Here is an 18,306-nt window from a genome sequence, read left to right on the forward strand (position 1 = left end):
TACATTAAACCTTAACTTCCGCAATAAGTGCTGCAGTTTCCTTTGCCAATTTAGCTATATTACTACCAGCACCAATAAATAATACTATATCACTTGGACTTGTCGAATCACTAATAAAATGTGAAATGAGCAAAGCATCATTCATAATTTTTGTGTTATTAAATCCATTACTGATTAAAGCTTTTTGTATATCATCAATCCCACAACCAGGAATAGGCTTGTCTTCTGGGGGATGAACAGGAGTGAGGATGACATAATCAAACATCATGAAAATTCGTATGAATTCATCAAAAAAATTACGAATGCGGGCAAAACGAAGTGGTTCGATAATTCCTATTACTTTTCCTTTAGTAATCGAACGTGCAGCCGTTAAAGTTGCATATATTTCATTTGGATGATGGGCATAATCCTCAATTAACTTAACACCTTTAATATCGGCAATCAAAGAGAATCTTCTTGCTACTCCTTGAAATTCCAAAAGGCCTTTTTTAATATCTGCATCGCTAATTCCGAGCTTTATCGCAACTGATATTGCAGCTAGGGCGTTGCTTACTTTGTGAATTCCAATTGCATTTGATAGTACTATGTTTTTTAAAGGGCTGGATCCCAGTGTCACGCACTGGGATGACATCTCTGTACACTTTCCTTTTGTCATTCCAGCACGTAATGCTGGAATCCAGTTGTTCAACACATCAAATTCTATGCTGTTAGCATGCTGTTTAATGTTGCTGGCTCTTATGCTACCATTCTCAAACCCAAACGTTATAGAATTACCCGCATCATAATCGATGTCTACAGAATCAGGTAAAACTGCAGAACCTGCATTATTCACGAATTGGGAAAATGCATTTTTGATATTATCAAATGTGCCGTAATAATCTATGTGGTCATTGTTGATACTTGTTATGACAGCAATCTTTGCAGGGATTTTTAGCATAGTTCCATCAGACTCATCAGCCTCGATCAGAAAAGTGTCACTCCCTCCAAGTTTGAAGTTGCTCTTATAGGAATTTAATATCCCTCCTACAGTTACAGTCGCATCAATGCCAGAATGATCAAAAATGGAAGCAATCATAGCGGTTGTTGTTGTCTTTCCGCTTGAACCTGAAACCGCTATCACATATTTACCTTTCATAATTTCAGCAAGTATGTCTGATCTATGCAAAACGGTTTTATTGTTATTTTTTGCCGCAATTAACTCCACATTATCAGATTCTATTGCAGAAGAATGTACAACTATTTGAGCTTGGCTTATATTATTAGCATTGTGACCAATAAAAACCTCTATACCTAGCTTTTGTAACTTATTTATATTGTCGTTTGATTGTGCATCACTGCCTTGAACTTTGCAATTGGAATTGTGAAGAATTTCAGCAATGGCACTCATTCCGATTCCACCTATACCAATAATATGTATTATTCCTTTTTGAGTTTTGTTAATATTTAGCAGTAGATGTTTACTCATTACTAAATTTATTATAGTATAATTTAAAATCCTCATAGTATCGAACCCTCTTACCGAATACAATGATAAAAAACCTAACCTTTCTATGTCTAATATTTGTTTTGATAAGTAGCTGCAGTTTTAGCAACAGGTTTAACTGCACTGCAGGTCATTATAAAATTGGCAGCAGCTACACAATAAATGGTATAACTTATCACCCAAAAAACTGTAAACACTATGAAGAGATAGGGATAGCATCGTGGTATGGAATAGAAGATCATGGCACACTTACAGCAAATGGTGAAGCGTTTAACCGTCACTTGATCTCTGCAGCGCATAAGACTTTGCCCTTACCCTGCTTTGTTCTTGTCACTAATTTAGAAAATGGAAGAAAGCTTGTTACAAGGGTTAACGATAGAGGGCCTTTTATTGAAGGCAGAATAATAGACTTATCAGAAAAAGCAGCTCAAGTCTTAGGATTTCATAAATCTGGGCTTGCAAAAGTAAAAGTTCAATACCTAAGAAAGATGTCAGAACAATTGATACAAAATACTCCTCATTACAGAAAGCAATATGAAAAAGAAATGCAGAAACGTCACCCGAAACAAGACAGTGCAGAAAGTAAGGGATATGTTGCATTTTTTAAAAGTGCTCAGGCTGCTAAATCAGCTGCATCAAAGCTTCGCAATCAAGGAATAAAAAATGTTAGATTGCTTTTTAAGAACGATCAATATTGCGTGAAAGTGAGTTATAGGTAGTGGTGAGTGCAGAATTTGAAAGATTTGGTTAATGTAAGGAACGCTGGCTAACTATTGTAAGTTAAAAATGTGATATAAAAAAGATATCAACAATTTATAGCTATACCACCGCGATATCTCTTAGCCGCTAACACGTAGCGGAATGACGAGCTTATCGTCACGCCACCGCTAACCGTCATACCGCGATTTATTCGCGGTATCTCAGCCGCTAACAAGTAGCGAAATGACAGCAATCCTACGTCATGCCGCCGCTAACCGTCATACCGCGATTCATTCGCGGTATCTCAGCCGCTAACAAGTAGCGGGATGACGAGCTTATCGTCATGCCACCGTGAACCGTCATACCGCGATTCATTCGCGGTATCTCAGCCGCTAACAAGTAGCAGAATGACAGCAATCCTACGTCATACCGTCACGGTATCTCTAGATCCCGCTAACAAGTAGCGGGATACTTGACCTTTACAGGAATGACAGTTGTCGTTTAGCTATAAATGTTAAGAAATTTACCAAATAAAAAAAAAGGCAAAGAAACCCTAGGGTAGCTAGTATTCAAATTCTCCCTTGTCTATTTGACGTCTTTTACTGTCTTAAACACTTTATAAGCGCGTTTCGGCTTGTATAGGTAGAAACCTAAAAGTTTTATAAAGACATGAGGTGCACATAGTGCAAAAAATTAAGCATGATTTACGCCAAATACATTAAGTTTTTTGTCATTAATCCACTGCAGAGATTGCGAAGATAAATAAATAGCTTCAGTTTCATGATAGGAGGGCTGGCGGAGTTTGTCAAGTAAGTTTTTCGTTTCATCCAATGCGCTGCCAAAAGTTTGTTATGCAAGAATGCACTAGCCATTTCTCACAGATTCATTTAAACTTAATCAAGTAGGAGTATTATTAACGCGAAAAGAGTTTAATTAGAGATTTAAGTGATATGGCGCGTGAGGAAGATATAAACCAATTAGTAGAAAATGGATTTGATATTAACTCAAAAGATGCAAGTGGAATCACTCTCTTGCATAAGTTCACAAAAGAAGGCGATTTAGTTGGAGTAAAGTCATTACTAGAGCACGAAGCTGATTTCAATGTCGTAGACAACGAAAATAGAAACCCTCTGCATTACGCCATTATGCATGGACACAAGAAAGTTGCTAAACTTTTTGTTAACCAACTGACAATTAATTCCAAGGATAAAAATGGATTCACTCCACTGCACCTTGCTGCACTACAAGATGACACGGAATTAATAGATTTTTTGATAACAAAAGGCGCAAAAATTAATGAAAAAGATGCCAAAGAGGGCTATACTCCTCTTCATATAGCTTCACTATACGGTTCTAAAAAAAGCGTCCAAATTTTAATTGATAGCGGAGCAAATCTCGAATGTGAAGATAACAATTTTCGTACTCCTTTGTTTTTAACCATTTATCAATGCACCGCACATTATGACAGCAGAGCAGAAATTATAGAATATCTGATAAAGAAAGGTGCAAATATAGAAGCCAAAGATGCAGAAAATAACACTACGCTTTTCCTAGCAGCGTATAACAACAAAATGCAAATAGTAAAACTTATTGCAAAAAAACAGCAAGCAAGTAACGATAAAATTAAACTTAAAGAGTTTTTTTGCACAAAAAACAACCATGGTTTTGATGCGTTAGATTGCGCTATTGAGCATAATAATAGAAAAATGGTAACATTTCTTGTTTCAAAGGGAATAGAAGCAAACGATCAAGATTTTAATGGTAACGCTAGGCTGCATAAAGCTAGCCATAATGGTAACACTAAAACAGTTAAGCTCTTATTGAAGCTTAAGGTAAACGTTAATGCTGTTACTAAATGTAACAGAACTCCCTTGCTACTCGCAGTTAAAAAAGGCCATACACAAATTGTGAAAATGTTATTGGAAGTTAGAGCCAATATGAACATTTGTGAGCAACAAGGTTTTGCACCTCTACATCTTGCTGTTCAAAAGGATTATTTTGATATAGCTCAGTTGTTAACAGAAAAAGGTGCAGACCTTAACATTAAGTGCAATAACGGTCATACCGCAATAGATATGTTCATTAGCAAGGCTCATAGCAAAAAAAACATCGAAGAAAATTACAAAAAATTTTGTAGATTTTTGATGCTTTATCTGAAAGAGCTACATAGTAAACACAAAGCCTGTTGTATACTTTCAACCCTAGCTCTAAGCTTAACAATTATAGGCTTACCATTTATTTTCAAGCCTATTATTAAATACAGAGAAAGAAGTACAATATATAAAAAAATTAGGGCTATGCTGGTCTACATTTAAGTACAAGAAGAGTATACAAAAAATACATAGCCAAAGCTAATACACGACAATTATCTGCTCGATGAAAATGAGATTAAATACATTTTTAATATTTTTATAGAAATCTATTAGTATAGATTTTGTATGCTGTTCTAATGGCTATTTTAAAATGCTTAATACTCCTCTTCATTATTTCTTGCACACATCTACCTACCAAGCAATATCCTATTAACATAGACAATTATAAGCACGATTATCCGTTGCAACAATATAACACCTCTTTGGAGATTAATGAACCGGCAATACCAGAAATTATGCCTTTACCAATAGAGTTTCCCGATCTCACAATCAGTAATCAGCTTATTTCTATTAATGTTAGTGAAGAAGTATCAGTAAAGGATTTGCTGATTGAGATAGGAAAACTTTCTGACGTTAACTTGGATATGGACCCAAAAATATCAGGTAATATTATTTTAAAGCTACAAGATAAGGATATAAACGAAGTAATTCAGAGTATAGCAAATAGCGCCAAACTGCGTTACTCAACAAGTAATGGTGTAATTAGAATTGAGCAGGACTTGCCATACGCACAAAATTATTACGTAGACTTCATCAATATTCAACATTCTGCTCAAAGCAGTTTCGTCATTAATAACAATATTACTAACAGTGATGGAAGTAACGTTGATAGGGACTATAACAATGTTATGAAGTCTCAATACAGTAGTGACTTATGGAATTCATTAGAAAAAGGCTTGAATGCAATAATGGATGTTAACGGGGTGGATGATGGCGAATTCCTTTCATCCAACAGAGAAGCTGGTGTTATTATTTTGAATGCTAGAAAAGATATCCACAAAGCTGTTGAAGAATATATTAATAAGGTTAAGAAGTTAGCGTCTTCTCAAGTAATGATAGAGGCAAAAATAGTTGAAGTTGTGCTAGATGACAAATACCTTTCTGGTATGAACTTAAATGACTTACAAGATGGAACTAAGTCTATAATAAATCAAGATAACTCCATTATTAACCTAGCAATGAACTTTGGTGCAAATGATCTAGGAGATTTAGTAAAAAATTTAGACAAATTTGGCACTTCAACTGTAATTTCAAGCCCCAGAGTACATGCTATAAATAATCAGCAAGCGATGATTTCATTTACTAAAAACCATATTTATTTTACCTCCGATATACAAAAAGATACTAGAAACTCTAATCAGACCTTAATTACCAAGATGAATAGCGTCCCAATAGGTGTTGTGCTAATAATCCACCCAAGCATTAACATTGATACTAGTGAAATATTCATGGATATACATCCAACTTTATCAAGAATTAACGGCTACACTAAAGATCCAGATATAGAGTACGTCGCACAGCAGAGTAAAATGAAATTAAATAGCGACATTCCAATTGTTGAAATCAGAGAAATGAACTCTATGTTAAAAATTAAGAGCGGTGAAATTATGGTAATCGGCGGGCTTATAGAACATAGAGAAGATAAGCAAAGCTTATTGCATCAGAAATCAAAAAGGCTAGCGAATAATATTAGAATAGTAGAAACTGTCATTTTTTTAAAAGCAACAATCGTACCAACATTTGGTTTGTTAGATAGAAAAGATAAGAATTTATATATATATTAAATTATCACTAAAAATTAAATATCAAACCAACTTCAATATTGTGAGTAGATATGTCATCTGCAACAGGTATCGGAACGCTAAAGTAACGATAGCCGAGAAAGGTTTTGATTTCTGGGATTATTGAATAATCAACACCAAGTTTTATTTGATAAGCAAACCAAGGAACATTCAGTGGCATTGAATTTTGGGGTGACCCATTAATCCTTTTTAATCTAAAAACTGTTGGTCCTATACCAAGACCGATGTACGGAGCAAATTGTGTATCCTGAACGCTGGGATTATAATAGAAGTTTAACAAAAACGCAAATATACTTGCTGATTTATCAAATACCGGAGGAGAATTACTATCTTCAATATTGGCTATAGAATACGCGGCTTCAAAATCAATTTTACCATTTTCTCCAGCATAGTAACCTAAAGACATGCTGCTAAACCACTGGAAATCAATTTTACCATCAAATTGCTGTATACTTTTAATTTCATCTGCCACTATATTTTTTATTATAAAACCATAATGACTTTCAACTAAAGTTAGGACTCTCTCCCCTATTGCCTTTATACCCTTTACAAATATTTCTGAATTATCATGGTATACCTTACCACCGTTAGCGCTAACATAAAAATCAAGTTTTTTTGATTTTTCTTTTGTAGGCTCAGCTTGATCTGCAATACGTGACCACATATTTTTCTGATCAGCTACTTGGAAAACAGAAGGTGGACTACTTTCAAGTTCTTGATATTTTATTGGTATTTCTTTTGCAGTAACCTCCTCAGAACGTATCACACTTTTATTATTGTCTGTTTCTAATTTTAAGGGTTGTACTTGCTCAATGTGTGTATCATTACTAATATAAGTAATAAAAAAATAGACACATGAAATGAAAATCAAAAATAAAGTAATAGATATTCTAGTTATCATAAATGAATTCACAATTATCATCTACAGTATAATTACTATATCGTATATTTCTTCAATGTACAAAAATTAAGAAAAAATATTTCCAATTAGATAATTATTTTCCACTCCTTTAACATTAACTTTCACAATACTCTTGGCTTGAGCTTTTGATTCAAGCTTTATTAATGCAAAATTTTCTGCTCTACCGACATTATTTTGCTCAACCAGAACACTTTGCTTAGTGTTGATCAAGGATTGACAAAAACTGCTCATAATTTCTTTATTTACTTCTCTTAAATTTTTTACTCGTTCTTTACGCACATTCTCTGGTACTTGTGGCATTCGTGCAGCAGGTGTATTTTTCCGCTCTGAATATGGAAAAGCATGTAGGTAAACTATATTTGTTTTTTTCAGTAAATCAACTGTATCCTGAAACATTTCATCAGTTTCTGTTGGAAATCCAGCAATAATATCAGCGCCAAATGCTATATTAGGCCTCAAGCTCTTCATTTTATGACAAAATTCTATCACTTGTTCTCTGTTGTGACGACGCTTCATTCTCTTTAGTATTAAATTATTACCAGATTGTAGACTCAAATGTAAATGAGGCATAAGTCTTGACTCATTAGCTATTAAATCCATTAATTCGTCGTCAACTTCAGCAACATCGATAGAGGAAAGTCTTAGCCTCTTCAACTCTGGTATATCCTTTAAAACTCTCCTAATCATTGAACCAAGTGATGGCTTACCCAACAAATCTGTACCAAAGTCAGTAATATCAACCCCTGTAAACACTACTTCTTGATATCCATTTTCTACAAAGATCCTGATTTGCTCTATAATACTGTTTATTGGCACAGATCGATTATTCCCTCTTGCCTCAGTAATTGAACAAAATGTGCAGCTATGATTACAACCATTTTGAATTTCAATAAATGCCCTTGACTTATCTTCAAATCCATTAATTAGAACAGGTTCTACTTGGTTATCACTGACCAAGATTTTATCGTCATTTAGTAAGTAATTTTCAGCTTTTAGCTTATCTTGATTACCGAGCACTTTACTTACACCAGGAATGCTACTGTAAACTTCTGGATCCAACTGAACAGCACAACCAACTACGATAATTTCTTTATTTGGATCATTTTTGTAAATCTTACGTATCTTTTGCTTTACCTGACGTTCTGCTTCGTTTGTCACTGCACAGCTATGCACCACAACAACATTTTCTCTCTTTGCTTTTTTTAATGCTTCTTTGATTAACTCGCTCTCGTAAAAATTTAGACGACAACCAAATGTTATCACTTCATTCATGTTAGTATTTTTTGCTTTAATAGACCTAAATTATATCAAATATCCAAGCAAAGTCTCTTGCATGACTATTTTTTTGTAAATAAATGCTATGCAAGCAGCAGACACTGGGATCTCAACGATTTTCACTCAGACACAGTATCACTCCTTTGCTTATTATAGTCTTTTGACCTTTTTAAGATACAATCCGGATTGGATACTGAGTTGGTGAGTATAAAAGTATAGCTTCTACGTCATACCGCTGCGGTATCTCTTAGCCGCTAACAAGTAGCGGGATGACGATTGTCGGTGAATCTAAGTTACCTTAGCTACATTTCTAGCTGTAACTATAAATGTATGGATTTTTTATCGTGCCATGTTATAATTAACGTCTTGCTAAAAATTAAATATTGATGAATGAACTAAGAAAGTTAAGTATTACACAAATGCATGACGGGCTCAAAAAAAAGAGTTTTTCTGCCGTTGAACTCGTAGAGGCGCACATCAGTGCGGTTGAAAATGAGAAATTAAATGCATTTATAACAAAAACCCCAGAGATAGCAATGAAAGCTGCTAAAGCTGCAGATGAACATTTCTCTAGGCAAAAGGATGATTTAATCTCGCCGCTCATGGGTGTACCAGTTGGCATCAAAGATCTATTCTGTACAAAAGGAATAAAAACAACAGCATGCTCAAAAATGCTGGAAAATTTCGTTCCGACTTACGAATCTACGGTGTCTGACTTGCTTTTAAAAAGTGGAGCAGCCATGCTCGGTAAGCTTAATATGGATGAATTTGCTATGGGTTCTGCGAACACAAACAGCTATTTTGGCCCTGTCGAAAATGTGTGGATTAGAAAAAGTGATGGGGAAAAAGTTGTTCCTGGTGGATCATCTGGTGGATCTGCAGCATCGGTGGCTGGATTTTTATGCGCTGGAGCACTAGGGAGTGACACCGGTGGATCTGTGCGCCAACCAGCAGCTTATTGTGGAGTGGTTGGAATAAAGCCAACTTATGGAAGATGCTCGCGTTTTGGTATGATTGCATTTGCGAGTTCTCTAGATCAAGCAGGAGTCATTACTCGTTCTGTCTCTGATTCAGCATTAATGCTGGAAGCAATCTGTGGCTATGATACAAAAGATTCAATATCAAGCGAAAAGCCAGTGCCTAAATTTTCTAGCTTTATAAATGGTGATGTCAAGGGTAAGCGTATTGGTATACCAAAAGAATATAGGATGGATGGAATTTCAGAGGAAATAGTCCATAATTGGGAGAAAGTTGCTTCCTATTTAAAAGAAAATGGCGCTGAAGTTGTTGACGTTACTCTGCCACATACTAAATATGCAATACCAGTCTATTATTTAATTTGTTCTGCTGAAACTTCATCCAATCTTGCTCGTTATGACGGTGTGCGTTATGGGTTCAGGGTTGATGCTGATACCCTTGAAGAAATGTATTCACTAACAAGAGCAGAAGGTTTCGGTAAAGAGGTGAAAAGAAGAATTTTAATTGGCGCTTATGCGCTTTCCTCAGGTCATTACAATGAATATTACGAAAAAGCACAGTGTATCAGGGCATTAATCAGAAATGATTTTATAAAAGCGTTTGAAAAAATAGATTACATACTTGTGCCATCTGCTCCAACAGAAGCTTTTGGCTTAAATGAAAAGCCAGATCCGCTAATTATGTGCATCAATGATGTGTTTACTGTGCCGGCAAGTCTGGCAGGATTGCCTGCTATTTCTGTTCCTGTTGGGCTCTCCAATGAGGGTTTACCACTTGCCTTGCAAGTGATTGGAAATTATTATGATGAAGCTGGAATATTAAATGTGGCAAGTGTGATAGAGCAAAATTGCGGCAGAATAATTAGACCTCTTGCATAATCTATTTTTTGATAGTAATTTTTGCATTAAAATTTGCTTACGCTCCTCAACGTACTCTATGGTTCCATTTTTAGATGAATAGCAAAAACAGGGTATATTAATCTGTTTACAAAATTTTCGTGTAACAGTTCACACTTAATTAAACAGACTGAATTCTGTAATTTTGGGATGTTGAAAAATTTACCTCACGTTGTCATTCCAGCGCATAACGCTGAAATCCAGATTTATAGAAACGAAAAAACTTGCTTGACGTCTGGTAGAGACTCATGACCTTGAAACCAGCGATTTGGTCTCATAACCATAGTCTCCCCAAAAGAACCGTGCTTGCGGATTTCCCGCACACGGCTCCACAATACAGCGTTCACACTAGTGCTCCTGTGTATAAAGAAACATATACCTTTGGTTTTGGTAATGGATTTACTTTTAAATAGTGTATAAATTGTTCCCAATCCATACTTTTCTTTTGACTACGTCGGTTTATCCACTTAAATGCTAACTTTGTTACCGGTCGATAGAATTGAATCAAACACCGATAATTTCCGCTAACTCCGAAGTAGCTATAGTGTCCTGTTAGTTTGGCTTTAAGTTTCTGCCACCAATCTTTGAGACAGATACGACTTCGTACCATCTTCAACCATTCTTTGATTTCTTTAATCTTTCTGGCTAGGCTTATTTTTGAAGTTTTCTGCTTCATCATAAGTTTACCATTACGACTTTTTCCACAATAATGTGTAAATCCTAGAAAGTTGAAGCTAGCCGTCCTACGTTTCTCTCTTTCTGCTTGATACCATTCTTTCTTACCAAACTTTACTATTTTTGTTTTATTTTCAGCTATTTCCAACCCAAATTTACTTAGTCTTTGTTTCAGTAATTCTAGAAATTCTTTTGCGTCTTCTTCCCTCTCGCAGCCAACTACAAAATCGTCGCAAAACCTTATTAGCTGTAAATATCCTCTGGCTTTTGGCTTAAATTTCTTTTCAAACCATAAGTCCAGCACATAGTGTAAGTATATATTAGCTAATACAGGGCTTACTATACCACCTTGTGGTGTGCCTTGATCGGTTGCTTTATAACATCCAACTTCGACTATTCCTGCCTTTAGAAATCGTTTTATTAACCACAATAAATTTGGGTCAGCTATTCGTTCCCTTAGACAATTCATTAGCCATTTATGTTGAACATTATCAAAGAACTTCTTGATATCCACTTCTACAATATAGTTAATTGGTTTGTGCATAACTGCTTTATCTAGAGCGTTTATCGCCTGATGACAATTTCTTCCTGTCGAAATCCATACGAGCTGTCCATAAAGTTTGCTTCATAAATATTTTCTAATATCTTCTTTAGCATTACCTGTACCAACTTATCTTCCGTTGATGGTATTCCGAGACCGCGCTTCTCTTTGCTCCCGGCTTTGGGTATGTATACCCTTTTCACTGGTAGCGGTTGATATTGTTTTCTCTTCATACTATCCACTAGTGTTTTAAGTTTCTCTTCTAGATTTTCTCCATAAGCTTCCACTGTCACACGATCTATACCACAAGCCTTGTTGCGTTTTAGTTCCTTATAACACTCTGCAAGATTCTCTTCATTAATCAAATGAACTAATGATGTAAATTTTACTCGCTTATCTTGCTTAGCCCTTACTGCTATCTGGTTTAGTTTTCCTTGCATACTCCTCCAATCTCTGTTGTATTGGTATAGCAATCCCTATACCAGTCACTATATTGCTAACCGCTTCCCCTTGTATGTGGCTTTCCCACACTCCGAGTACTATCAGTTAGTCCGACTTCCTTTGCATCTTCCTCCAGTCTTCGCCTTTATTGACTTGTTCCAGAGTACCCTTACAGGAATACAAAGGATCTCCCAAGTTCACGTAAGGTCCATCTCAACACATGACGCGGCCTTCGATCCCGATGAGGTGAGTAATATCTTGCCTTAGCGTTATTACCCATGTTGCCTTCCACCAAATGTAAAGTGTCAGCCCCCATGACGCGTGAATTACGGGACTCAATACCTTCACTTTCGTTGCACCCTATGTTGTCCATTCCATTAGCTTTACTACGCTCGTTACCTTACGCAGCATAATGGTTTGTTCCAGGTTGCCGGCTAAGCTTTACCCGTGTTGGATTTTCACCAACTGTTCCTTACGCACTTCTTGGCGCACACATTTTGCCAACCCCCTTATTATGATGTGTAGTACAATGATACAAATTAAGAATTCCCCCATCCTGTGCTGGTTCTTCGATCTGAAATCCTACTTCTACCTGATCACAACCAATGTTAATTTGTCCTATTAATGCTTTAATAATGCCGCGCTTAGTTTGCCAATCTAGCTGTTCCAGGTTCGATTTTACACTAGAATAAAAATTCTTTATGCTATTTATAATAAGACTTATTCCTTTTTCTACTGCCTTCTGATCAACTACCTTTTTTTTCTCTTCTTCTATCCCTTGTAAGCGTTCTTTCATTTTTCTCATTGTCTGTTTAAATTCTTCCTCGCTTATATATCCTTTCTCTCCTGCATTTTCTTGACTATAATAATCTTCCATTAATTTTTCGATACCTTCTTTTATTTGATTTTCTCTTCTTGCAAACTTTTTCTCTGATGATTCATCATTTTTATTTTCTAATACTCTACGTTGGTATTCCTTTTTTATCATCTCTGGGTTTTTTAGTACATCTTTCACCTTTTCCCATACTGACCTTACCCAGAAAAAGTGGAGAGAAAGAAAGGAGTTTTTTCGGGTAAAATAAAATTTTGGAGGATTAGAAATGGCAAGAGAATACACGGCAGAATTCAAATTGGAAGCTGTTAAGCTGGCAAATGAACAAAGAAAGGTAGGTCAACCAGTTGCAAAAGTAGCAAGAGATCTAGGAATAAGGGATAGTGTATTAGGAAAATGGATGAAGAAATATAACGAAAAAAAGTCAGCGGCAAATGCATTTCCAGATGTAGCACCTTATGACAAAGAGAGATTTGATTTACAGAAAGAGTTAGCAAAAGTAACAAGAGAAAGAGACATTTTAAAAAAAGCCCTGGCCAGTCAAAAAGAGTAAAATATTTTTTCATAAAAGAGCATAGTAAACACTATAAAGTGCAGGAATTATGTAGGGTTTTCTGCTAGTGGCTACTATAAGTGGACTACAAGGAAAATAAGCAGTAGAGAATCAGCAAATAAAGAGTTATTAGCAGATATTCAAAAAATATATCAAGCTTCTAAATGTAGATATGGAGCTCCTAAAATTCATGCTGAATTAAAGGCTTTGGGTAAAAGTTGCAACTTAAAAACAGTGCAAAGTATTATGCAGAAAAATGGTATTCAGGCTATATTGAGAAGAAAATTTAAAATTAAGAAACAACAAACGGACAGTAGCTCCCAATATATTAGACCAAAACTTTATTGTCGATCAACCAAATAAAGTATGGGATTACTTATATAAAAACCAAAGAAGGATGGCTATATTTGGCAACAATAATCGATCTATATTCACGCATGGTAGTTAATGAGCAGTTCAATAAATAAACAATTGGTTATGGACTCTTTATTAATGGCCGTTAACAAGCGTAAACCTGCCAAAAATCTACTATTACATAGTGATCAAGGTTCACAATATACTTCGCAAGGTTATCAATATCTCTTATCCATAAAAAACATAGATGAGTCATAAAGGTTGTTGTTACGACAATTCTGTTGTGGAAAGCTTCTTTAGCTCATTGAAAAGAGAAATACTTATTGATACTTCACAACACTCTGCTCAACAAACTAGAACTGCAATATTTGAATACATAGAAATTTTTTATAACAAACAACGTCACTATTAACTATTGCATTCCTGAGCATTTTGATTCATCATTCTCTTTGTGAAAAACATTCCAAACTTTCTCTCCACTTTTTCTGGGTAAGGTCAGTTTCCATTTGGTTCAAACTCGGATACAATTTCCCCAGAGCTGGGTAATCTCATACCAGAACCATCTGCTGCAATAAGTCTATAGCCTCTCCAACTCAGGTTCATCCTGATAGGCTGTTTGGATGCTTAAATTCTTGAAAGCCTGTATGGCAAATCTTATATCTTGCTTTAGAAAAAGCTTGCTTTGAGGGTACATGTCAATGGCTCCATAAGTTCACATTCTATTCCCAAACTTTTTTTAACTAACTTTAAAATCATAGAAAATACTGTCGAAAAAGGAAGTTTTCTTGTTCGTGTAAAACTCAACACAATGGATTTTCTGAAAAGTTTTCGAGTATATTATATTTTTAATTTGTAGAATAAGGTTTTTTCCTTTTTGCATATTTCACCTAAAAAGGACACATTTTAGACTTCTTTGTTGAAATAAAACAGAAACAAAAGTGCTGTCCCTTGCACTCTTTGGATAATTTAATGATAAAAAATTTGGAGAGAAATTTTATACACTATCGCTGATATTTTTCCTTAAGTTGACGCCATTGCCTGAACGGATACATGACAAATCTATCGTTTATCAAATCGTCGGTAAGCCTAAAGCTATAGCCATTAAGCACGATAAAGAAAATCATTCATAATCGCTATAGCAACTAGTGTAGACACTTGACGTTCCTTGTGATTTGATAAATAGAGGTTTTTATCTGACTTCACAACAAGGGCTTCTGGATGACTTTGAAAGTGAACATTACCATGCTTATCTTCAATAGCCTCTATTACCCCCTCACTGGAAAATGCTGCAACTTTATATCCAAGTGACTCCAATTTTCTTCTATTTTCTGGTGTATTACTTACTGCTCCTGAATGAGCATCTGGAAAATATGTTGAAAACCAGCCATTTTCATTAGGTATTAGGAATTTGGCTACTACTTCTGCTAAACGACTATTTGGAACGATCTTTATCTGCTGGAGAGGTACATCCTCTTTCTGTGGATTAGGTGCTGATTTTAAATGAGATCTCCGTTTCTCTTCATCACTCACAACACTCACTACTTCAATTCCCTTTGCATTCATTATGCCTTCACATATGCCAAGTAAATGAATTGCAGGGTTATCATCAACTATTTTTACAATTGCTTCAGTAACAAGCTGGCGATAAGGAGTGGGTGCTGAGTGTAAATTATCCGGAATAAATATTCTATTTATTTTGTGCTCTTTAACAAACTTTGCAACTTCAACTTTTATTCGGTCTAATGTTAGCTTCTTTGCCAATGTTTCATCTTGTTTTGCGAGATTAAGTGACTCTGTCTGAATTTTTTTAAGGCTAATTATCTTATTATAATCAATCAGTACAGTCTTAACCACAAAGTTATTAAACATCTCATAGATATTTTGAGATAGCCCAAGTTCATGTGCTTCTTCCGTTTTCAACAAACCAACAACTACGTCATTATTTACTGTATTTTCTGCCGTCAAGACAGTTGACGCTGGTTCTTCTTTTCTGGTTACATGTTGAGATGCCGGTTTTTCACTAACGCCAGCATAAGTAATATTGCTTAATAATAGAACTATAATTAATAAGATATTAAATAGTTTATTATAATATTTATATACTATGACTTGCCTCCCTAATATTTATATTACGATATAGAGTATTTTATAACAAAAAGGCAAGTTTGCCAAGAAAGAGAAGGTGGCCTGAGCAGGAATCGAACCAGCGACACAAGGATTTTCAGTCCTTTGCTCTACCAACTGAGCTATCAGGCCAACTGTATACTTTTATTTTTAGATAAAAAATGTTATTATGTCTATCAAAAGTTTTTAAAGTAGTTTATAAAAATAAAGGATGAACATTAATGACAAAATAGGAATCTACCCTGGCACATTTGACCCTATAACTTTTGGGCATCTTGACATAATCAAAAGAGCGTGTAAACTAGTCGATAAATTAATAATAGGAGTTGCAGAAAACGTTAATAAGCATACTGCCTTTGACACAAAGCTACGCACAAGCATGGCTGAAAATGAAATCAAAGGGCTAGGAATTGATGCAGATGTTATATCTTTTAATGGGTTGCTAGTGAAGTTTGCCAAAGAGCAGAATGCTTCTGTTATTATTAGGGGATTAAGAGCAGTATCGGATTTTGATTACGAGTTTCAAATGAGCTGGGTAAATTATAAACTTCTTCCTGAAATCGAAACCATATTTCTTCCTGCTTCTGAAGATACTCAATTTATCTCATCAAGCTTTGTAAAGGAAATAGCAAGATTAGGAGAAGATGTTAGCAAATTTGTATCAAAAGGTGTTCAAAACGAATTGATTAACCTGAATAGGATAAAAAATGGAGAATAGTGCTTGTTGTTTTTTATTTCTGAATGGGTATATTCAATATATAAAATGTTATAAGCTAAAGGAGCAGCATGTCAAAAGTGAGGGTTAATAATAGAAAAGTTTGTTGTCATGGTGATGAGAATGATGAGGGTTCCGGCCATCCATTAATATATTTAAATATGGGAGAAGAAGAGGAAATAGCCTGCCCTTATTGTGAAAAGACGTTTGTCCATGACTGCACTGTAGAAGCGGTTGGGGAGCTGACTAGGGATGAGCTCTAATGGCACTTCTGCAGACTTAGCTTATGTAAATAGCAATAAGAGGGGCAGTAAAAATGAAACTGTCCATACGGTCGAGCACTCCCCCATGGCCAGGTATCATATTTCCACTATCTTTAACACCGTAAGCTCTTTTAACAAGCGACTCAGTGAAATCGCCAAGTTGCGCTAGAATAGCAATTGCAAGGCCAATGATTGGAGAATAAAAAATTGAAAATAGACCAAAAAATATTGATCCAAAAATTGTGCACACTACTCCAGCTAAAATCGCACCAAGAAGTCCTGCCCAAGTTTTTCCAGGGCTAATAATTGGGCAAATTTTAGCTCCACCAAAATTCTTGCCAAACAGGTAGGCAGTAACGTCAATTCCCCAAATGGTTAAGACGAACCATACTAATGCGTATTTTCCCTGTGGTAGATTATATAAATATATTAATGAGGCGCTTGGTAGTGCAATCAATAATAATGCAAAAACGTATAAAATTTTGTTTCCCTGGGTTAGATTATACCATTCAAAAGAAGATAAAACTGCTATCGAAAAAATCAATAGGTAAAACGATAAATCACTGAAATATGTAGCAAAAGAAAATATGAATAATATTACTATTGAGGACAATATTCTAACTATAAAATTATTATCTACCATATTTCTTCTCTCTTTTTGTATAATATTCTAATGCTTTGCTCAAATCTTGACAAGAAAAATCAGGCCACAAAGTATCACAAAAATACAATTCAGCATAAGCTGCTTGCCATAATAAAAAGTTGCTTAACCTTTTTTCGCCACCAGTGCGAATTAATAAATCCAATTTTGGCAAATCTTTAGTATATAGAAACTTTTCAAATTCCTCTTCTGATACATAAGCAATATTTTCTTTTATAATATTGCTTATAGCTTGTGTAATTTCTTGCTTTGCTCCGTAACTGACTGCCACAGTGAGTAATAAACCATCGTTCTTATGTGTCATTTCTTCTGCTTTTTTAATTTGATCCAATATTTTACTGGGTAACAGACTTAAATTGCCAATAAAATTCAACTTAATGTTACAATTGTAAATGAAATTGACTTTATCTTCATTAGTTAAAACGGAGTAAAATAAATCAAATAGACAGTCAGTTTCGTTTTTAGGTCTAAGCCAATTCTCCATAGAGAATGCATACAAAGTTAAGTAGGGTATAGTTAAGTCCGTACAATACTTGGCAATATCGTATGCAACTTCACTGCCCTTTTTATAACCATCAATTTTTACCCTTCCTTGATTGTTCGCCCATCTACCATTACCATCCATAATAATTGCTAAATGTTTCGGTAAAGATTCTTGATTCAACATTTAAATTTAACCTAATTTTGACTTGAGTGAAATTTTTTGGATTTCAATGGACACCTGGAAGGTGTCAGCTACTTGCATGACAGGAAGAGAGTTACTGTAGTGACACCAATAGTTGATACTTGAATGCAAAATTGGTGTCATCCCAGTGCTCCGACACTGGGATCCAGGAAATTTGATTTCAAACAAGTGCATCAGATAGTTGTATAGTAAAGACTGGATTCCAGTGTCAAACACTGGAATGACATCATTTGCTATGTAAGCTTTCTCCATAT

General features: G+C 35.2%; 21 protein-coding genes, 1 tRNA gene and 1 pseudogene. 10 read left to right on the top strand and 13 right to left on the bottom strand.

Features of this window, described 5'->3' with window-relative positions:
* Positions 1 to 4 precede the first annotated feature (4 nt).
* The gene (gene murC / locus ABWU48_RS03395) at positions 5 to 1,501 is read right to left on the bottom strand and encodes a UDP-N-acetylmuramate--L-alanine ligase (RefSeq protein ID WP_038250394.1); all 1,497 of its coding nucleotides are present in this window, start codon (positions 1,499 to 1,501) and stop codon (positions 5 to 7) included.
* 26 nt (positions 1,502 to 1,527) lie between these two features.
* On the opposite strand from murC, the gene ABWU48_RS03400 reads away from it, so the two are divergent.
* From ABWU48_RS03400 to ABWU48_RS03410, 3 genes are all read left to right on the top strand, one after another.
* Positions 1,528 to 2,202: a septal ring lytic transglycosylase RlpA family protein gene (locus ABWU48_RS03400; RefSeq protein ID WP_209472799.1), complete on the top strand. Its 675-nt coding sequence runs from the start codon at positions 1,528 to 1,530 to the stop codon at positions 2,200 to 2,202.
* A gap of 930 nt (positions 2,203 to 3,132) precedes the next feature.
* Entirely contained in the window at positions 3,133 to 4,497 is a 1,365-nt protein-coding gene (locus ABWU48_RS03405) for an ankyrin repeat domain-containing protein (protein ID WP_012673105.1), read from the top strand.
* A 134-nt stretch (positions 4,498 to 4,631) separates the two neighbouring features.
* On the top strand, positions 4,632 to 6,119 hold the full coding sequence (locus ABWU48_RS03410; protein WP_353288245.1) for a type II secretion system protein GspD: 1,488 nt from the start codon (positions 4,632 to 4,634) through the stop codon (positions 6,117 to 6,119).
* A 7-nt stretch (positions 6,120 to 6,126) separates the two neighbouring features.
* Here ABWU48_RS03410 and ABWU48_RS03415 read toward each other — a convergent pair whose 3' ends face one another.
* Together ABWU48_RS03415 and mtaB are read right to left on the bottom strand one after the other, a co-directional pair.
* Positions 6,127 to 7,038, bottom strand: coding sequence for a P44/Msp2 family outer membrane protein (locus tag ABWU48_RS03415; RefSeq protein WP_264329852.1), 912 nt, complete (start codon positions 7,036 to 7,038; stop codon positions 6,127 to 6,129).
* 66 nt (positions 7,039 to 7,104) lie between these two features.
* Positions 7,105 to 8,331 carry a tRNA (N(6)-L-threonylcarbamoyladenosine(37)-C(2))-methylthiotransferase MtaB gene (mtaB, locus tag ABWU48_RS03420; RefSeq protein WP_010082135.1) on the bottom strand — a complete coding sequence of 409 codons (1,227 nt, stop codon included), beginning with the start codon at positions 8,329 to 8,331 and terminating at the stop codon, positions 7,105 to 7,107.
* Positions 8,332 to 8,720: 389 nt separating this feature from the next.
* Between mtaB and gatA the strand changes: the two genes are divergently transcribed.
* Complete coding sequence (gene gatA / locus ABWU48_RS03425) at positions 8,721 to 10,190, top strand: Asp-tRNA(Asn)/Glu-tRNA(Gln) amidotransferase subunit GatA (protein ID WP_010962643.1); 1,470 nt, start codon at positions 8,721 to 8,723, stop codon at positions 10,188 to 10,190.
* Positions 10,191 to 10,551: 361 nt separating this feature from the next.
* Here the strand turns inward: gatA and ABWU48_RS03430 are convergent, their stop codons facing one another.
* The 4 genes from ABWU48_RS03430 to ABWU48_RS03445 all read right to left on the bottom strand — a co-directional run bounded on the left by ABWU48_RS03430 (position 10,552) and on the right by ABWU48_RS03445 (position 12,880).
* Positions 10,552 to 11,427: a reverse transcriptase domain-containing protein gene (locus ABWU48_RS03430; protein WP_353288246.1), complete on the bottom strand. Its 876-nt coding sequence runs from the start codon at positions 11,425 to 11,427 to the stop codon at positions 10,552 to 10,554.
* Positions 11,428 to 11,447: 20 nt separating this feature from the next.
* Entirely contained in the window at positions 11,448 to 11,864 is a 417-nt protein-coding gene (locus ABWU48_RS03435; RefSeq protein ID WP_353288247.1) for a hypothetical protein, read from the bottom strand.
* Positions 11,827 to 11,955, bottom strand: a complete 129-nt coding sequence (locus tag ABWU48_RS03440) for a hypothetical protein (RefSeq protein ID WP_255324786.1) — start codon at positions 11,953 to 11,955, stop codon at positions 11,827 to 11,829. Before ABWU48_RS03440 ends, ABWU48_RS03435 begins: the two co-directional genes overlap by 38 nt.
* 382 nt (positions 11,956 to 12,337) lie before the next feature.
* Entirely contained in the window at positions 12,338 to 12,880 is a 543-nt protein-coding gene (locus ABWU48_RS03445; RefSeq protein WP_245994758.1) for a hypothetical protein, read from the bottom strand.
* An 85-nt stretch (positions 12,881 to 12,965) separates the two neighbouring features.
* Here ABWU48_RS03445 and ABWU48_RS03450 point away from each other — a divergent pair, with 85 nt between their 5' ends.
* From ABWU48_RS03450 to ABWU48_RS03465, 4 genes are all read left to right on the top strand, one after another.
* On the top strand, positions 12,966 to 13,250 hold the full coding sequence (locus ABWU48_RS03450; protein WP_038198869.1) for a transposase: 285 nt from the start codon (positions 12,966 to 12,968) through the stop codon (positions 13,248 to 13,250).
* A 147-nt stretch (positions 13,251 to 13,397) separates the two neighbouring features.
* Complete coding sequence (locus tag ABWU48_RS03455; protein WP_245836010.1) at positions 13,398 to 13,613, top strand: IS3 family transposase; 216 nt, start codon at positions 13,398 to 13,400, stop codon at positions 13,611 to 13,613.
* An 84-nt stretch (positions 13,614 to 13,697) separates the two neighbouring features.
* Positions 13,698 to 13,862, top strand: a complete 165-nt coding sequence (locus tag ABWU48_RS03460; RefSeq protein ID WP_156768661.1) for a DDE-type integrase/transposase/recombinase — start codon at positions 13,698 to 13,700, stop codon at positions 13,860 to 13,862.
* Positions 13,852 to 14,016 (top strand): IS3 family transposase, encoded by a 165-nt coding sequence (locus ABWU48_RS03465; RefSeq protein WP_080717614.1) that lies wholly within the window; start codon positions 13,852 to 13,854, stop codon positions 14,014 to 14,016. Before ABWU48_RS03460 ends, ABWU48_RS03465 begins: the two co-directional genes overlap by 11 nt.
* A gap of 89 nt (positions 14,017 to 14,105) precedes the next feature.
* On the opposite strand, the pseudogene ABWU48_RS03470 reads toward ABWU48_RS03465, so the two are convergent.
* From ABWU48_RS03470 to ABWU48_RS03480, 3 genes and pseudogenes are all read right to left on the bottom strand, one after another.
* Positions 14,106 to 14,484, bottom strand: a pseudogene (locus tag ABWU48_RS03470) (IS4 family transposase); the annotation flags it as partial.
* Between the two features lie 221 nt (positions 14,485 to 14,705).
* Entirely contained in the window at positions 14,706 to 15,569 is an 864-nt protein-coding gene (locus tag ABWU48_RS03475; RefSeq protein WP_209472789.1) for a gamma-glutamyl-gamma-aminobutyrate hydrolase family protein, read from the bottom strand.
* 218 nt (positions 15,570 to 15,787) lie between these two features.
* Positions 15,788 to 15,860 (bottom strand) — tRNA-Phe (locus tag ABWU48_RS03480).
* Between the two features lie 79 nt (positions 15,861 to 15,939).
* Here ABWU48_RS03480 and coaD point away from each other — a divergent pair.
* Both coaD and ABWU48_RS03490 read left to right on the top strand, forming a co-directional pair.
* Positions 15,940 to 16,446, top strand: coding sequence for a pantetheine-phosphate adenylyltransferase (gene coaD, locus ABWU48_RS03485; protein WP_006279325.1), 507 nt, complete (start codon positions 15,940 to 15,942; stop codon positions 16,444 to 16,446).
* Between the two features lie 68 nt (positions 16,447 to 16,514).
* Positions 16,515 to 16,706: a zinc-finger domain-containing protein gene (locus ABWU48_RS03490; RefSeq protein WP_353288248.1), complete on the top strand. Its 192-nt coding sequence runs from the start codon at positions 16,515 to 16,517 to the stop codon at positions 16,704 to 16,706.
* A gap of 16 nt (positions 16,707 to 16,722) precedes the next feature.
* Here ABWU48_RS03490 and ABWU48_RS03495 read toward each other — a convergent pair whose 3' ends face one another.
* From ABWU48_RS03495 to ABWU48_RS06295, 3 genes are read right to left on the bottom strand one after another with little or no spacing between them, the layout of a single operon-like run.
* Positions 16,723 to 17,349 (bottom strand): phosphatidate cytidylyltransferase, encoded by a 627-nt coding sequence (locus ABWU48_RS03495; protein WP_209472786.1) that lies wholly within the window; start codon positions 17,347 to 17,349, stop codon positions 16,723 to 16,725.
* Positions 17,339 to 18,034, bottom strand: coding sequence for a polyprenyl diphosphate synthase (gene uppS / locus ABWU48_RS03500; protein ID WP_353288249.1), 696 nt, complete (start codon positions 18,032 to 18,034; stop codon positions 17,339 to 17,341). The genes ABWU48_RS03495 and uppS overlap by 11 nt, the downstream gene beginning before the upstream one ends.
* Before the next feature lie 6 nt (positions 18,035 to 18,040).
* A complete protein-coding gene (locus ABWU48_RS06295) occupies positions 18,041 to 18,304 on the bottom strand; it encodes a hypothetical protein (protein ID WP_010962657.1) in 264 nt (87 codons plus the stop codon).
* Between the last annotated feature and the right edge of the window lie 2 nt (positions 18,305 to 18,306).

This window comes from Wolbachia endosymbiont (group A) of Tromatobia lineatoria (genome assembly GCF_964028565.1).
GTDB classification, from domain to species: Bacteria; Pseudomonadota; Alphaproteobacteria; order Rickettsiales; family Anaplasmataceae; genus Wolbachia; species Wolbachia pipientis.

Bases quoted from the DNA above. Each gene is read 5' to 3' on its own strand.
- murC (WP_038250394.1), bottom strand. From the start codon at position 1,501: ATGAGGATTTTAAATTATACTATAATAAATTTAGTAATGAGTAAACAT.
- ABWU48_RS03400 (WP_209472799.1), top strand. From the start codon at position 1,528: ATGATAAAAAACCTAACCTTTCTATGTCTAATATTTGTTTTGATAAGT.
- ABWU48_RS03405 (WP_012673105.1), top strand. From the start codon at position 3,133: ATGGCGCGTGAGGAAGATATAAACCAATTAGTAGAAAATGGATTTGAT.
- ABWU48_RS03410 (WP_353288245.1), top strand. From the start codon at position 4,632: ATGGCTATTTTAAAATGCTTAATACTCCTCTTCATTATTTCTTGCACA.
- ABWU48_RS03415 (WP_264329852.1), bottom strand. From the start codon at position 7,038: ATGATAACTAGAATATCTATTACTTTATTTTTGATTTTCATTTCATGT.
- mtaB (WP_010082135.1), bottom strand. From the start codon at position 8,331: ATGAATGAAGTGATAACATTTGGTTGTCGTCTAAATTTTTACGAGAGC.
- gatA (WP_010962643.1), top strand. From the start codon at position 8,721: ATGAATGAACTAAGAAAGTTAAGTATTACACAAATGCATGACGGGCTC.
- ABWU48_RS03430 (WP_353288246.1), bottom strand. From the start codon at position 11,427: ATGCACAAACCAATTAACTATATTGTAGAAGTGGATATCAAGAAGTTC.
- ABWU48_RS03435 (WP_353288247.1), bottom strand. From the start codon at position 11,864: ATGCAAGGAAAACTAAACCAGATAGCAGTAAGGGCTAAGCAAGATAAG.
- ABWU48_RS03450 (WP_038198869.1), top strand. From the start codon at position 12,966: ATGGCAAGAGAATACACGGCAGAATTCAAATTGGAAGCTGTTAAGCTG.
- ABWU48_RS03460 (WP_156768661.1), top strand. From the start codon at position 13,698: ATGAGCAGTTCAATAAATAAACAATTGGTTATGGACTCTTTATTAATG.
- ABWU48_RS03465 (WP_080717614.1), top strand. From the start codon at position 13,852: ATGAGTCATAAAGGTTGTTGTTACGACAATTCTGTTGTGGAAAGCTTC.
- coaD (WP_006279325.1), top strand. From the start codon at position 15,940: ATGAACATTAATGACAAAATAGGAATCTACCCTGGCACATTTGACCCT.
- ABWU48_RS03490 (WP_353288248.1), top strand. From the start codon at position 16,515: ATGTCAAAAGTGAGGGTTAATAATAGAAAAGTTTGTTGTCATGGTGAT.
- ABWU48_RS03495 (WP_209472786.1), bottom strand. From the start codon at position 17,349: ATGGTAGATAATAATTTTATAGTTAGAATATTGTCCTCAATAGTAATA.
- uppS (WP_353288249.1), bottom strand. From the start codon at position 18,034: ATGTTGAATCAAGAATCTTTACCGAAACATTTAGCAATTATTATGGAT.
- ABWU48_RS06295 (WP_010962657.1), bottom strand. From the start codon at position 18,304: ATGGAGAAAGCTTACATAGCAAATGATGTCATTCCAGTGTTTGACACT.